The 15,896-nt window shown below is 45.9% G+C and carries 9 protein-coding genes; 4 read left to right on the forward strand and 5 right to left on the reverse strand.

Annotated elements, in window-relative coordinates; all coding sequences use genetic code 11:
- Window positions 1-54: 54 nt before the first annotated feature.
- Entirely contained in the window at window positions 55-1,044 is a 990-nt protein-coding gene (locus ACFOEE_RS03435) for an L-threonylcarbamoyladenylate synthase (protein ID WP_377120936.1), read from the forward strand.
- A 63-nt stretch (window positions 1,045-1,107) separates the two neighbouring features.
- Here the strand turns inward: ACFOEE_RS03435 and ACFOEE_RS03440 are convergent, their stop codons facing one another.
- Window positions 1,108-1,989, reverse strand: a complete 882-nt coding sequence (locus ACFOEE_RS03440; protein ID WP_377120938.1) for an SMP-30/gluconolactonase/LRE family protein — start codon at window positions 1,987-1,989, stop codon at window positions 1,108-1,110.
- A 190-nt stretch (window positions 1,990-2,179) separates the two neighbouring features.
- On the opposite strand from ACFOEE_RS03440, the gene ACFOEE_RS03445 reads away from it, so the two are divergent.
- Window positions 2,180-3,661 carry a carboxypeptidase M32 gene (locus ACFOEE_RS03445; RefSeq protein ID WP_377120940.1) on the forward strand — a complete coding sequence of 494 codons (1,482 nt, stop codon included), beginning with the start codon at window positions 2,180-2,182 and terminating at the stop codon, window positions 3,659-3,661.
- A 69-nt stretch (window positions 3,662-3,730) separates the two neighbouring features.
- Here the strand turns inward: ACFOEE_RS03445 and ACFOEE_RS03450 are convergent, their stop codons facing one another.
- Together ACFOEE_RS03450 and ACFOEE_RS03455 are read right to left on the reverse strand one after the other, a co-directional pair.
- Window positions 3,731-4,723 (reverse strand): response regulator, encoded by a 993-nt coding sequence (locus ACFOEE_RS03450; protein ID WP_377120942.1) that lies wholly within the window; start codon window positions 4,721-4,723, stop codon window positions 3,731-3,733.
- A complete protein-coding gene (locus ACFOEE_RS03455) occupies window positions 4,720-8,031 on the reverse strand; it encodes an MHYT domain-containing protein (RefSeq protein ID WP_377120944.1) in 3,312 nt (1,103 codons plus the stop codon). Before ACFOEE_RS03455 ends, ACFOEE_RS03450 begins: the two co-directional genes overlap by 4 nt.
- Before the next feature lie 253 nt (window positions 8,032-8,284).
- Here ACFOEE_RS03455 and ACFOEE_RS03460 point away from each other — a divergent pair, with 253 nt between their 5' ends.
- Window positions 8,285-10,270, forward strand: coding sequence for an alpha-amylase (locus ACFOEE_RS03460; protein WP_377120946.1), 1,986 nt, complete (start codon window positions 8,285-8,287; stop codon window positions 10,268-10,270).
- A 63-nt stretch (window positions 10,271-10,333) separates the two neighbouring features.
- Here the strand turns inward: ACFOEE_RS03460 and ACFOEE_RS03465 are convergent, their stop codons facing one another.
- Window positions 10,334-14,320: a rhombosortase-dependent M36 family metallopeptidase gene (locus ACFOEE_RS03465; RefSeq protein WP_377120948.1), complete on the reverse strand. Its 3,987-nt coding sequence runs from the start codon at window positions 14,318-14,320 to the stop codon at window positions 10,334-10,336.
- Window positions 14,321-14,426: 106 nt separating this feature from the next.
- Here ACFOEE_RS03465 and ACFOEE_RS03470 point away from each other — a divergent pair, with 106 nt between their 5' ends.
- Window positions 14,427-14,939, forward strand: coding sequence for a hypothetical protein (locus ACFOEE_RS03470; protein ID WP_377120950.1), 513 nt, complete (start codon window positions 14,427-14,429; stop codon window positions 14,937-14,939).
- A 150-nt stretch (window positions 14,940-15,089) separates the two neighbouring features.
- On the opposite strand, the gene ACFOEE_RS03475 is transcribed toward ACFOEE_RS03470, so the two are convergent.
- Entirely contained in the window at window positions 15,090-15,581 is a 492-nt protein-coding gene (locus ACFOEE_RS03475) for a nuclear transport factor 2 family protein (RefSeq protein ID WP_377120952.1), read from the reverse strand.
- Window positions 15,582-15,896: the final 315 nt, after the last annotated feature.

Below are 15,896 nucleotides of genomic sequence, written 5' to 3' on the forward strand. Positions count from 1 at the left end.
GCCAAGCGCTTGGCTTTTGGCAGGCAAACATATGTATTTGAATTATTGAGTGGCGTGGAAAAGTTGTTTAAAGATACTGAAAAATTGGCCGGCTGGGACGGGCTAAATCAAGCTGCTGAGTTATTACAACAAGGCGAGCTGGTTGCTGTGCCAACCGAAACCGTGTATGGATTGGCTGCGGATGCGCGTCAGCCAGAAGCTGTTGCCAAAATTTTTCATGCCAAAGGCCGCCCTGCTGATCATCCATTAATTGTCCATATTGCCGATGTTGCAGAATTGAGTGAGTGGACGACAACTGTCCCTGCCTATGCACACACGTTGGCAGCAGCATTTTGGCCAGGCCCGCTGACGTTTATCTTGCCAAAGGCGCCGCACGTCAGTGATATAGTGACTGGCGGTCATCCAAGTGTTGGGGTGCGGTGTCCCTCACACCCGTTAATGTTGGCGCTACTTAAGCAACTCGGGACTGGGCTTGCGGCACCGTCAGCGAATCCATATAAAAAAATCAGTCCGACTACTGCAGAGCAAGTGCTGTATGGTTTGAATGGTAAAATCAGTGCTGTGCTTGACGGCGGCGCCTGTGAAGTGGGACTAGAATCCACTATAGTCGATTTAACCACTGACACACCGCGCATATTGCGTGCCGGCCCAATTACTCGACAACAGCTAGAAGCTGTGTTGGGATGCACGGTCGAACAACCCAAGCAACACAGCGAAGCAGTCTCAGGCAACGTTAAAGCGCATTATCAGCCAAACACGCCGTTGTTGGTCCTGCCACAGGCAGAATTATTGGCTAAGTTACACACGGCAAATGAAAAAACCGCGGTAATGTACTATTCCGAACAGGTTGCTCTGCAGGTACAAGGGCAAACGTTATTGACGTTAAAATTAGCTGCCGATAAAGCCCGTTATGCACAGAGTCTGTACTATGCGTTACATCAGCTAGATCAAAGTGAAGCCAATGAAATTTGGCTTGAACAGCCCCCAAGCGACGATGCTTGGAGTGATGTGCAAGACCGCTTGGCACGCGCGGCCTATCGTTAGTTGCCGGGCGTCCCAAGCGAGTACAAGTACTAGCACGGTGATCTAATTCACAAAAACAGCGTTTTAGAACTCTCTACCAGCGATATCATTATAAAAAGTCTCTATCGCGCCACGTTTTTGCATGGTTACAAACACTTGTTTGCCATCTTTGCCGCCAAATGCCACATTAGTCGGGTGCTGACCTGTTAGTTTGATTTGCCGAATTAACTGACCTTGTGGATTGAGTACTGCAATTTCCCCTGCACCATAACGGGCAATATAAAGATTCCCTTGCTTATCAGTACGCATGCCATCTAAGCCAAAATCGGCAAATTGGTGAAAGAGGCGCGCAGGGCCAATATTGCCATGAGGATCAAGTGAAAATGCCCACACTCGACGCTGCACACTTTCATTGACATAAAGTGTCTGATTGTCCGGGCTCACTTCAATACCATTGGTGGTACCCATGTTTTCGTTCAGTAAAGTCGTTGAACCATCAAGATTAATGCGCCACAGTTTACCTGTACTGTGTTGCCAATTGGGGTCGCTTGCGAACAATATGCCGTTATCCATGATGGCTAAATCGTTGGGCTGGTTCATCGTAGGCTGGTGCGCATAAACACTGACTTTAGCTTGGCTATCAACCTTCAGTACGTTATGACCGCTATAATCGGCAATAAACATCTCGTTACTGCGATTGAAGCGGATGCCATTGCCTGTGCTGCCTACAGGCAAAGTCACGTATAAGCTGGCTTGGTTTTGCTCACTCACCACGCCAATGGTCCCTTCTTTGGCAAAATTCACCGCATATAAATTACCTTGATGATAAGCAGGCCCCTCAACGCCCTGCGTAAAAGTACCGTCACTTATCCAATCAAAAGCTTGGTGTAGAGGTGCAGGGGAGTGAATGGTTTGAGTACAGGCGGTGAGTAACGCAAGCATAAACAGTGACAATGGCAAACGCATAACAGTCCTTTTCATTATAATATCAGTCGTTAATACCTGCATTGGGCATTAACTTAAGAGAAAACCAGTATGCAAGTATCTGCTCTCAAAGGAAATTGAGAATATTTCAGTTTTAGTGATACGGGGCAGTTGCATTTAGTTAGGTGAGTGGTGAAGATACCGCAAACGATACTCATAGGACGTAAACGTCATGACAGCATATCAACAATTGGTGGCACATTTTGCGACCATAGACAAATTCTCTCACCTCGCTGCGATTTGCGGTTGGGATCAAGCTGCGATGATGCCAAGCGGCGGCGCGCAAGCACGTAGTGAAGCCATGGCTGAACTCGCGGTACATATTCACAGTTTAAGTTGCGACCCTCGTATTGGCGATTGGTTGCAAGCTGCTCAAAGCCAAGAGTTAAGTACAATTGAGCAAGCAAGCGTGCGCGAAATGGCGCGTAGCTTCCAGCAAGCCACTATATTGCCGCAGCGTTTGGTCGAAGCCAAAGCCATTGCTGGGGCTAAATGTGAGCATGCATGGCGAACACAGCGTAAAAATAATGATTGGCAGGGCTTTTTAATTAACTTTCAAGAAGTTGTTGCGCTTTCCCGTGAAGAAGCCGCAGTACGTGCCAGCCAAGGCCATGCTACGGCTTATGACGCTATGCTCGACTTATACGAGCCCGGCGTGACAAGCCAACAACTGGATGGGGTGTTTGGTGATGTGAAAACTTGGCTGCCTGATTTTATTAACACAGCGGTCGAACGCCAGTCAAAGTTGGCTGTTGCGGACAGCCACTATCCGACCTCAGCACAAACCCAGTTAGGGCAAGCGCTGATGGCCCAATTTGGTTTTGATTTTGCGCGCGGGCGTTTAGATGTCAGCGTCCATCCGTTTTGTGGTGGTGTGAGTCAAGATACCCGCATAACCACGCGTTATCGTGAGGATGATTTCTTGCAGGCTATGATGGGCGTTATTCATGAAACCGGCCATGCGTGCTATGAACAAGGTTTGCCATCAGCACTTGCGGCGTTACCCGTTGGTAAAGCGCGTTCTATGGGTATTCATGAATCACAGTCGCTGTTTTATGAAATGCAGATTGCTCGTGATAGTTCATTTAGCGAAGTACTCTTTGCTGCAGTTAAGCAGCACTTAGCGGATTATCTACCTGCGGATTTCAGTGTCACGAAGTTACAACAGCAAATTCAACAAGTTGAACGTGGTTTTATCCGTGTCGATGCCGATGAAGTCACTTATCCTGCGCACGTTATTTTACGTTATGAAATTGAGCGTGATTTGATCAATGGCGCTATAGAGGCGGAGCATTTGCCTGCGCTGTGGCAGGAGAAAATGCAAAGCTACTTGGGTCTGAGCACTGCGGGTAATTATCGCGATGGCTGCATGCAGGATATCCACTGGACTGATGGCAGTTTTGGCTACTTCCCAAGTTACACTCTAGGGGCTATGTACGCAGCGCAGTTTCGTGCTGCAATGGAGCGAGAGTTTGATGTGAGCAAAGCACTACAAGCAGGCGACCTTGCGCCATTACGAAACTGGCTTGACAAAAACGTCTGGCAACAAGCGAGTTTGCTTGAAACGAATGAACTAGTGCGGGTTGCGACTGGTGAGCAGTTAAATCCGAACTATTTTAAACAGCATTTGGCCAAGCGCTATTTGGGTCAGTAACTGCGTTTACAATCGCAGAGTGGCGATTGTCCCTACTTAATCCTAAATTTAAAGGTGTTAAGCAGCCCATCAATCTTGATGGGCTTTTTTTATCGCTAAAATCTCGGGTAATTTCTCAACAAACAGTGAAATAAGTTGCGGATCAAAATGGCTCCCAGCTTGCGCTGTCATCCAATCAACAGCGTCTTCAATCGACCAAGGCGCTTTGTAAGGGCGCTTTGATGTGAGTGCGTCGAACACATCGGCTATTGCAACGATCCGTCCTTCAAGGCTGATCTCAGTATTTTTAAGGCCGAGCGGATAACCACTGCCATCCCATTTTTCATGATGTTCCATGGCAAGCTGATAGGCCAGTTGAATAAGTGGTGAGCGGGAATTGGCTAACACCTCAGCGCCGATTGTGGTATGAGATTGCATGACTAGGAACTCTTCCTCAGTCAGTTTGGCGGGCTTTAGTAAAATAGCATCGGGAATACCAATTTTACCCACATCGTGCATAGGAGCCGCTTGGCGCAGCATTTCTGCTTGCCACTCTGGCATGCCCGCTGCTAAAGCCAGCACTTTTGCGTATTGGCTCATGCGTTGAATATGGGCTCCGGTGTCAGTGTCTTTATATTCGGCTGCGCGCCCCAATCTTTCCAATAACTCAATATGTGATTGCCTGAGTTCTTCAGCTTGGACCAGTGACAAATGGGTTTTTACTCGCGCTCTTACAATGGCTGGGCTGATAGGTTTAGTAATGTAATCAACCGCACCGAGTTCAAAGCCTTTTGATTCGTCCGCTTCTTCATCTAAAGCGCTGACAAAAATAACCGGAATATGGCGCAGTTTGGCTGATTGTTTTAACCGCGCACAGACATCAAAACCACTTAGGTTTGGCATCATAATGTCGAGCAAAATAAGTTGCGGTAAATCTTGCTCAGCAAGTTGTAGCGCTGCTTCACCAGAGCGAGCAAATGATAAAGTGTAGAGGCTGCCAAGTACCTGCTGCATTACTTTAAGATTGGCAGGTTCATCGTCGACCACTAAGACTCGAGCGGGTGTGGCATTGAGTAAAGTCATTGCGGTTCCTCATGCTGATTAAGCCGCGCTAACAAAGCATTGAGTTTTGTAAGTGCGCGGTCAAAGTCAAATTCATCCAAGGCATTGCTGATCTCGGCTAGGTCTTGCGAATATTGGCCTAAAGCCTGACTTTGTAAGGTGTTTAAGGTATCTGTCGCCAGTTCGCCACGCGCGCAGGCGTCATGTAACGATTGGCATAGTGCAGTCAGCGTATGCAGATCAAAGCTGTAAAGTGGTGCTTGTGACGGGGCGCTGTCGCTTGGCCTTTCGCATAATGTTTGGCTTTGCTCAAGCGCGGTTGCCAAAGTTTGTTGCGCTGCTTCCCACGTATCTGCCGCTGCGGCGTTTTCAAGCGCTTTAACGGCCGCGCTAAGTGCTGCCAAACCTAGGTTACCTGCGGTGCCTTTAAGGGTGTGTAAATGGTTCACATGTTCGGCTTTAGCCGTAAATGATGCAGCAAGCAACATCTCGAAAGTGTCCTGATATTGAGTCAAAAATAATGCCACTTCACTCAGTGCTTGTTGTTCGCTGCCCCAAATTGCCACAGCCCGTTTTTGTTCAAAAACCTGCATTGGTTTTACGTAGGCTTGGGGAGTTTTGATCTCACCAAGATTTAAAACTTTGGCGATTTCTCGGGTTAATTCATCCATTTCAACCGGTTTTGTGGCAAAACCGTCCATGCCAGCTTGTTTAGCCGTGACTTTGTCTTGCTGTAGAACACTTGCGGTCAGTGCAATGATTGGAGTTTTTGCTTGGCCGTTTTGTTGCTCCAATGCGCGGATCTGTGCGGTGGCACTGAGCCCATCACACAGTGGCATATGAATATCCATCAAAATCACATCAAAACGTGCGGTTTTAAATTGCTCCACTGCTTCAATACCATTGTGCGCAATGGAAATATGATGGCCTTGCTTTTCCAGCAATAACTTCAGTAAGCGAGTGTTTTGTTCGATATCGTCAACCACTAAAATCTGTAGCGGCGGCAAGGTAAAGGCTTGAGCTGATACTATTGCGCTCTCGTCCATGTGGCTAACCGCCAAAGGCACAGTGACCACAAATTGGCTGCCGCTGCCAAGCTCACTCTGTGCTGTAATGCTACCTTGCATCAGTTCAACCAGTTGTTTACTAATGGTGGTGCCAAGACCTGTGCCGCCAAAGCGTCTGGTCATGGTGGCATCGGCTTGCTCAAAAGGGCTGAAAATCGCTTCAAGGCGATCAGCGGCAATGCCTATACCAGAATCACTGACACTAAACTGCACTTGATTTTCATCAAGCTGTTGTACTGACAGAGTAACAAAACCTTGCTCAGTGAATTTCACCGCATTACCAACTAAATTGGTTAGGACTTGTTGCAGGCGCTGCGCGTCACCGAGGTAAACATCGGCTAAGTTTGGCTCGACCGTTAAGTTGAGTTGTAAGTCCTTTTTCTTGGCTTCTAGCCAAAATGTCGATACCACGGCATCTAACAATTGCCGCAAGTTAAACGGCGCGTTAAGGAGTTCAAGTTTGCCTTTTTCTAGTTTGGCAGAGTCGAGAATTTCATTGAGTAAACCTAACAGCGAGCGCGCAGAGCGGTTGACGGTTTGCACATGTTTGAGTTGCTCTACTGATAAATCGCTGTCCATAAGCACATCACTAAAACCAATAATGGCGTTCATTGGAGTGCGAATTTCATGGCTCATATTGGCCAAAAACTGCTGTTTAGCATTGGCGGCAATTTCCGCTTGTTGCTTGGCCTTTTGCAGTTCCTGTTCATATTCTTTTTGTTCGCTGATATCAAGCAAGACACCGTCAATCCAGGTGGCTTCGCCATTGTCGGCATAATTGAACGAGCCTTTGTCCAGCACCCAAACTACTTTGCCATTGCGATGACGAATACGATATTCAACCGAATAACTTTGGCGGCTAAGCCGAGCTTCTGCTACTTGCAAGTCGGTTTGATAGGTGTCTTCAGGTAAAATCAGCTCGGAGAAATGAATGTCACCGCACAAAAACTCTTCATCACGATAGCCAGTTAAGTTAATCACACTGGGACTAATGACTAACATTTGCCAATATTGGTTGGTTAGACAGCGAAATGCGACACCCGGCATATTGTTTAGTAAAGTACGGTATTGCTGCTCTTTTTGTTGCAAAATTTGTTGAAGCTTATGCTGCTCGCTCAAGTCGGTAATAAAGCCAACAAAAAGCGGCGCTTGATCTGTCTGTTTGACTTCACCAATACCTAAGCGAATGGGGAACACTGTGCCATCTTTATGTTTGGCAAACACATCGCGATTGACCCCAATCACTTTGGTAAACGTCATGTCGTTGGGCTTTTGTAAATAGCCATCGTGAACGGCGGCGATGCTGTCATCCATCAAAAGTTTGACGTTTTTCCCTAGCACTTGATGCGCTTGCCAGCCAAAAATGGCTTCAGCTGCGCGGTTGAAGCTCAGGATATGCCCGCGCGTGTCTATCGTCACAATGCCATCAATTGCGGTTGAAAGAATGGCTTCAAGCCGAGATTGACTGGCGGTTTTTTCTTCCAGCAGCATACGGTAGCGGTACATACCATTAAAAATCACCACGATGCCAGTTAAGGTTAAGGTAGCAAAAGCCACTCCTAATGCGATAAAAGTGAGTTCGCTGTTGTTTTGATCAAGCATTGGCGAGGTGGCGATAAAACGGGTTGCTAACATACCAGTGTAATGCATACCAGAAACGGCCAAACCCATTACCAACGCGGCGACGATGCGCAACTGCACATGGGTGAGTGTTTTAAAACGTTGCTCGAGTCGAAAACGGCTATACAACGCAATAAACGCCAAAACAACCGCGACCACAATCGAGAGCGCAAACCACCATGGGTCGTAACGCAATAGCGGGCTTAGTTCCATTGCGGCCATGCCGCTATAGTGCATGGTGCCTATACCTGAGCCAAGTAACAGTGAGCTTATTGCCAGTTGTTTAATGGAATGATTGGGATTGGTGAGAATTTGCTGCGCTACCCAGCAGGCGGCAAACGCCGGAAAAAACGAAGCGATGGTAATCGCTGGGTTATAAGCAACTGTGGTACACAAAGAAAATGCCAGCATGCCGATAAAGTGCATACTCCAAATGCCACCACCAAGTATCAGTGCACTACTGGTGCAAGCAAAACGTTTGTAGCCGCGAATGGCAGTTTTACTACCCAAATCACTTAAATAGAATGCTAGGTAACTGGCAAAAATCGCGATGAGTACAGACAGAAAAACCAGATACGGGTTATACACTCCCTGCAACACTAAAGCGGGATCGGGATGATTGATAAATAATTGTTGCAGCATAACCGCTCAGGTAATGGATTTAAAATTCAGTTTATTACACTTACAAGCTGACGCCAAATAGATTGCGGTAAGCATGTTGGCGACGATAGGGAATTGTAGCAAGTATAGGTTTATGGTTTGTCAGCAAACACTTACCTAAATATAACTACAATGCTGATAGTTGTGGCTGTTATGAGTTGCATACGTATTCATAAACTACACAGAATAATTTAGGTTAAGTTTACATTGTTGTTAATAAAAGGTGAAAAACACAATGATAAAACAATCTATAACCGCATTGGCTTTATGCAGTGCGCTCGCAACACCACCCCTTTTGGCTGCACCAAGTACCTTTGTGCACTTATTCGAATGGTCTTGGTCTGATGTCGCCTATGAATGTGAGCGTTACTTAGGGCCAAAGGGCTATGCCGCAGTACAAGTATCACCGCCGAGTGAGCATATTCAAGGTGAACCTTGGTGGACACGTTATCAGCCTGTGAGTTATCAGCTTATTAGCCGAAGTGGCGACCGTGCGGCATTTACAGACATGGTGGCGCGTTGTAAACAAGTAGGTGTCGATATCTATGTTGATGCGGTGATTAACCACATGGCAAATGGCGCCGGCGTGGGCGTGGCTGGCAGCAGTTTCGGCGTTAAGAGCTTCCCCATGTATAGTAATCAGGATTTTCATAATAGTTGTCCTATCAATGGGGAAGATTATGCGAACAATGCCTGGCGCGTGCAAAACTGTGAACTGGTCGGTTTACCGGATCTCAATACCAGTAGCACTTATGTGCAAACCCAGCTTGCCAATTATTTAAATGATTTGTTGTCGCTCGGTGTAGCTGGTTTTCGCCTCGATGCCAGTAAACATATGGCTGCCAACGATATTGCCGATGTGATGAGTCGGCTAAGCCAGCCCGCGCTGATATTTCAAGAAGTGATAGATCAAGGCGGCGAAGCGGTGCCAGCGAGTGATTACTTTGGCAATGGTCTAGTCACCGAATTTAAATACAGCACTAAACTAGGCGAAACGTTTAAGTTTGGTAAATTAGCTTGGCTTCGCCAATTTGGCGAAGCTTGGGGAATGATGCCAAGTGCTAACGCGGTAGTCTTTGTCGATAACCACGATAACCAGCGTGGTCACGGCGGGGCGGGCAGTGTGGTGACGTTTAAAGATGGCAAGCTGTACGATTTAGCCAACGTGTTTATGCTCGCATATCCTTATGGTTATCCAAAAGTTATGTCGAGCTATCAATTTGCGCACAGTGATGACGGCGCACCGAATGTTCCAGTTCATGATGGTAATACTTTGCATTGTGAGGCAAATAGTTGGCAATGTGAGCATCGTAAACAGGCAATTGCTGGCGCGGTGGCATTTCGCAATAACACTTTAGCGGCATGGCAAGTCAATCATTGGTGGGACAATGGTAACAATCAAATAGCCTTTGCCCGTGGCAACCTAGGGTTCGTTGCAATAAATCGTGAGTCTTACAGTATGGCCGTACAGCTTCAAACGGGTTTGTCAGCCGGTGACTATTGCGATGTGTTAAGTGGCGAGTTAAATACGGCTCAAGATGCGTGTAGCGGAACTCGTATTACGGTCGCCAGTGACGGTACGGCTCACATTAATTTGCCCGCCATGTCGGCGCTCGCTATCCATCACGCAAGCAAAGTGACTAGCACAACCCCAAGTAACTGGCAGCGCACTGTGGTCTTTATTCAAGCACAAACACAAACTGGGCAAGACATGTTCATTCGCGGTGGAATTGATCATGGTTTTGCGTTATCCCTTGGCAAACAATGTGATGTTAACTCGCTGGCATGTGCTTTGCCAATTCGTTATCGCAATCAACTCAATGTGACCAGCGCAGCTTGGAAAATGGGTGATCAGTATCTCAACTGGCAAGGGCGAGAAAATGCTCAGCCACAAGATGCTGAAGGTAGTCCATTAGATTGGACAACTAATCAATGGCCGCAAGAGTGGGGGGCTAAACGTAGCTATGAAAGCGATGGTTTTGGTGAAATGTCGCTCAATCAATGGGGGAGTCATTATTGGTTGTTAGACGTAGATATGGATTGTAATGCAACTTATAACGGTTGGTTTGAACTCAAAGCGTTTGTTAAAAATGGCCAAGGCTGGGAGGGGAATATCAATCAGGCGGAACGTCCTTACGCAAGTAACAACCATTTTGCCCAGTGTGGCAGAGTAAACGTGTTTGAGTTTGCTAACAGCAGCTTTCAAGTGCTGGATTTCTAACTTAGGGTGACATGCATAAAAAAGCCAGCGCAGTGCGCTGGCCTAATATTGGTTTATTGCGTATTAGCGACGACGTCTGATAAGACCCGCTGCTGCCAACAGCATTGCAAACCAGCCTAACGAACCTGAACTGCTCTTCTTCGTTGGCACGGTTGGTACAGTTGGCGTAACAGGCGTTTCGTTGGTCACTTTCACAACAGTGGTTGATGTGGTGGTCGTTTTACCATCGCTTACCGCCAGTTCAAACTTGAGCACCGCATCAGCAGTAATGCTTGGTGGTGTCACTGTCAGCTTCGCGGTATTTGCACCACTAACTGTAGCCGTAGGGCCTTCTACTTGAGTCCAAGCGTAAGTGAGTGTGTCACCGTTACGATCAGTTGCCATGGCTTCGATATCAACGTTAGCTGACTCTTTGGTCGTCACTTCTGCAGCTACCGTTACTAATGGTGCAACGTTATCACACGCGTTAACGTCACCCGCTATCATTTTATGGAATACCGGTGATGCTAAGTTTGAGAACTTCACATCATCAATAAACCAGCCAAGATCAGCAGTATTGCTGTCAGATGAAATACGGAAACGGAATTTAACCAATTGACCATTTAGCGATTCGCCAAAGTGGATAGTTTCAACGTTACCGAACATCGTGGAGCCATCGAAGTTTCTACCACTGAATACCGGTCTGTCTTGTAGCGATTGAGCTGAGTTGTCCTCTAGTTTCTCCGTGTTATAGCCCACTTCGAATTGACCACCAGCTGTACTTGAAGTGACATCAACCCAGTTTCCGCCGTTGATACTCACTTCCACTACCGCACCATCCCAGCCAGCTTCAAGCATATACAGGTGCCAGAAACTCACGCTGAAGTCTGGACCAAAACCAACTTCAAATGCCTCAGTTTCAACGCCCACGTCAGATTCAAAGCCAGTGTTCGCTAAGAACATAGTTTGTGCACCAAAGTTCACACCTGGGTTTTTCGATGCAAAATATGCCGTGTTTTGAGTATCAACAGCTTGCGTACCCATTGCCAACTCGCCGCCTTTCATGACGTGCTCTTTAAAGTCAGCAAATGCAGTTAGCCCTTCCATTGAAGCAGTTGCGGTCAAACCATCGTTTGCTTTTAAAGTAAAGTCGTAGTTAACCATGGTTTCAGCAGTCAACGTTGGTGCGCCAACGGTGGTTTGCTCAGGGAAAGTCACTTCGAACGTCAGCGTGTCAGCGATAGCTGCATCATTGAGTTTTACTTTGAGCGGCATGCTTGAAACAGTCGCGAATGGTGCAATACTCTCGATGGTGATAATACCGTCGTTTTCTAAAGTCACGTTTTGACCACTAGTCACTACAACTTTAGCGGTAACATTGTTCATCACCGTTTTGCCAGCGTTTTTTACCGCAACAGTAATAGTGCCTGTTTCACCTTTATCTAGCACGTTGTCGTTAGAACAGTAACCAACGTCAGCACCGTTAAAATTGGTGTTCAATTTAACACTTTGTGCCTGAATTGCGCTCAATTCTGTTGAGTACGACTCAGTCACGCCAACGTTGTCCGTGCTGAAACGTGCCGGAGCAATAGCGCCTAAACCAAGGCCGCGACGCGCAAATGCAGCCAATGCCAATTCAAAGTCTTCCATATCTGCAGCATAAATAGACGCAAGAATGGCATCACGTGCTTCAACATAGGTTGGTGCAATCGGTGTCGCTTTGTATCCTGAGATCAAGTAAGTTGCCATACGGTCTTGGGCTTCTTGGAAACCGTGTTTGTTGATAAGTCCGACATAAACGTCCCACAGCATAGTTGCCCAAATTTCACCTGGCGCATGTGGAGAGGCAACGCTTGTTGGTGGTAAACCAGGAGGTGTGGCACCACTTTGGATGTGTTTAAAGGTTAATGGGTTAACCGACATATCCGTCGAATACGGTGCACGGCGAATACCTGTGGTAAAGTCCTCAACATAAGTACCTGTCGCATAAGGATGTTGGAACTTGTCATTACCCGCAATCGCCATATCTGATTCTAGCGCTAAGAACATCAGCGAGTGGAAGTCACCCCAGCCTTCGCCCATCGCACGACCTTGGAAGTTAATTAAACCAGATGAGTTACCAACCAAACGGTTAGAGATATAGTGACCCCATTCATGCGCAATAATACCGTTGTCGAAGGTTGAATCTTTCAGAGGGAAAGTATTCATCATATTAACGGTAACCGCTTGACCATTATCGATTAAGTCGTAAATTTTCTTACCATCTTGGAAATTTAAGCCCATTGATGGAATGTACACATCATCAGCCTCACCACCCATAGGTGCTGGCGCGCCATTATCGACGTTATTCACAATTAGCACACCAATTGCACCTGCTTCTTGCGCCTTCTGCGATTTCAGTACAAACGCACAGGCACCGCGGTCAATAATGGCAATTTTGCCAGCCACATCGGCAGCGTTAATTGCTGTTTCGCACCCTGCATGCGGCGTTGCAGTACCATCATTGATACGTACCACTTCGCCACTGAAGTTATATTGACGTGGACCATATGAGGCGATTTGAGTTGACTGCAACAAACCAATATTACTTGGAGAAGTTACTGTTACTGCATAATCTTCGCCCACTTTGGCATCTTTGCTAGTCCATAAGTATTGTTGCATACGAGGGCTGCGACCGTCAGATGGCGTGCTCATATTGGCGTTATTAAGGCCTAAATAGTCTTGCGCCTGCACATGTAGAGGGTCGCCCTCAGCACCGCCACGCTCGTAGTTGGAAAGCTGCGCATTACCTGCTGCTTCATCAAAACCATAGTCGTAGAAGAAGTCATGCAAGAAGTTGGTCATGTAGAACAAGTTCACAATCGCCGCTTTACGATTATGCATGCTGTTAGCTGTTTGTGAGCCATCTAATTGATAGTCAAAAGTCATCGCTGAAGTTGTTTCAGCAGTAAAGTCGCCCTCAGTAAAGCCATCTGGCGCAACAACGTCAGCATAAGCGAAGACGTTATTACCTGAGGTAATTGTTGCGCCCTCTGGTAGCCATGGATCTTGAGTGCTAATTTTACTGTAGTTAGCGAGTGTCACTAACGGCGCGGCTAAGATCTCAGTTTTGTCCGGATCGTTGTCAATTTTTGGAATAACATCGCCGTGTGGGCCTTCCATTGGGTAACCGTCTGGTTTGGCATAAACTCGGTAAGTGTAATCGTTACTGTGAGCGACTAAGTCGTTCTTAAGAAGCACTTTATTGTTGTCTGCGCTGATAACAAAACCGAACGCTTCAGTTTCAACACTATTGGCTTTTGTTACTTCTACTTCCACATAGTGTGCGGCAATTAGGCGTGAACCATCATCAAAAAAGACTTTTTTAGCACGCGGTGCAAAACCTGCTTTGTCTTTACCGAAGTCAGCTTGGAAGCTAACGTAATCGCCTTCAACTTTTTTCCCTGATAAATGAATGGCATTGTCGCTCACGCCTAAATTACTAGCCGCTACGCGAATGGCATCTTGCGCATCACCAAAGTGAGCAAACTGAGGATTGGCGCCATTAGCCAATTTATTGGTCGAGAGATAACCTGACGCGGCAACTAAGTTTAGCTCTTTGTCCATCATGATATTGAATTCACGATTAAACACTTCAACACCCGCAACAGATTGCTTGTATTTTGCAATGCTAGGGCCTTTCTTCGCTTCGTGGAAATTGACCAAGGTTGCGTCCGAGTCGCCAGATTTCGCTACACTTAAACCAGTTAACTGGTGCAAGTAGAAATTCGCAGAAAATTTTGCTTGGTCAGCTTTAGCAATGCCAGTGAAGTTTGGTTTTACATAATCAGATGGAGCCCAAACGAAAGTCGCTTTACCTAAATCGGCATCAAATGAACTTGCCATTCCTGATTTAGTTGGCTTTGCTGCGAGTGCTTGTTGCGCAGCTCTGATTTGTTGATTCTGGTCCTGCGTAACGGCAGTGCTGTTATGAACTAAAGATTGGGTGTTGATGAACTGCGCATTTGCTGTGCTGCCAAGGGCTGCTACAACTGACGCGGCGATGAGCGTGATTCGAGTTGTTTTTATCATTTTTTCACCAATTTGTTGTTTGGGTTGTTGTGATTCGAATGTTAACATAGCAGGAGTCTGTGCCTATTTTCAAAAATATTTTGCAATGAAAGGTAAATATTTACTTATGAAAAAATTAACATTAATTGTTTGCTTTTTATCTTTATTGATAACTGGTTGTAAAATAAAGGGTTTAGAGGAAAGTCAGGCGAAGCCAGCTAAAGCTGATGGTGCTGCAGCTGTACCTCCTTCGAGCGAAGAAAGTGTGGTTGAAATAAAATGTCCAGATAAATCAAGGTGCTTGGACCTTTTTGAGGGCCTAACTTTGAAAGTGGGCATGGACAAAGTTAAGGTAAGTAAATTGCCGTTGCTCAAAGGAGATAAGGTAGAAAACTTATCTACAGCACAATTTGGACGAGTGACTGGTGAAATTGTAGTCGAGCTGCATGATAATTCAGTACCTGAAATTGCAAATATGATTGTTGCCAAAAGCGGTTCAAAATCGCTTGTTTATCGTGTCGAGAATAACACTGTCGATCTCTATAACGCATTGATGTTGCTGTCTAAAAATAAATCAGTTCGCATGACTGAGTTGCAGGTTTTTTATTCAGGTCATTCGAGTACAGCTGAGACTTTCTAATCAGGATCTGCGCATTGAATCGATGTGAGGAAAGCTTGCTTAGATGTGCGAGCGAAAAAATTGGATGAATAAGCGGGTTTTGCTTGTAATACCTCAAAGGTTGCCATAGCAAGCATGCGTTGATACTCAAAAAATGCAAAGCAAGTATTTTTAAAGTCGCCATTGTTCCTTACGATCTATCAGGACGACTCGTTCCTTGATCAAACATTGCGCGTTTTTTATTTCTAAAACATCAAGGTAGCGACCGTTGAAGACTTCGAGTTGCTTGTTTGGAGGCTGCTGATAAGAGCGCTTAAGTAAAATAAAATGCGAAAGGGCGGTGATCTTGCCTTCGTCATTAATGCTTATTTCACTGGAAGTCAGATTGTGCATGGTCTTGTCGGTTTTAATGGCGGCTTGTTGGCGTGTAACAATTGCCTCTTTACCTTTGAGTTCAATTTGCAAAGCAGGAACTGCAAATGTGGCGTCAGGTGTGAATAAACTGCCATACTGTGCTGCGCTGCCATTATCTCTAGCCTTAAGGTATTGATACAAAGTGTCTTGGCACGCTGCCACATGAGATCCTTCGATGTTTGTATGAGAGCGGCCAGTCAAAAAATTTAACACGCCTATCAGCGCAGAAAAGTGCAATAATTTTTGCATGATGATCATCCATGAATTTTGGAGGAGGTGAATAAAGCACCAGTTTGGATGAAGAGTAAAATAAAAACCAGCAAGTGCCGTGAAAATCCATAGGAATTTGTGAGACTTTTACCATAGTTGCTGTTGTTTTAGCTGAAAGATAGGTGAGGGAATACGATATTTTCATTTGGTAGATTTTTTATTTGATTGAATTACATGTATTTTTTTATTCTTAGTTAAATCATAAATGTGTGTTTTTCAATAATGACAGGTCGCAGATCTCGTAAATCTTTGTATATCGAGTATCCTGAGCGCTTGAAAATACCGTCACAGGAA

Origin of the sequence: Pseudoalteromonas fenneropenaei (assembly GCF_042643375.1) — a bacterium.
Classification (GTDB): domain Bacteria; phylum Pseudomonadota; class Gammaproteobacteria; order Enterobacterales; family Alteromonadaceae; genus Pseudoalteromonas; species Pseudoalteromonas fenneropenaei.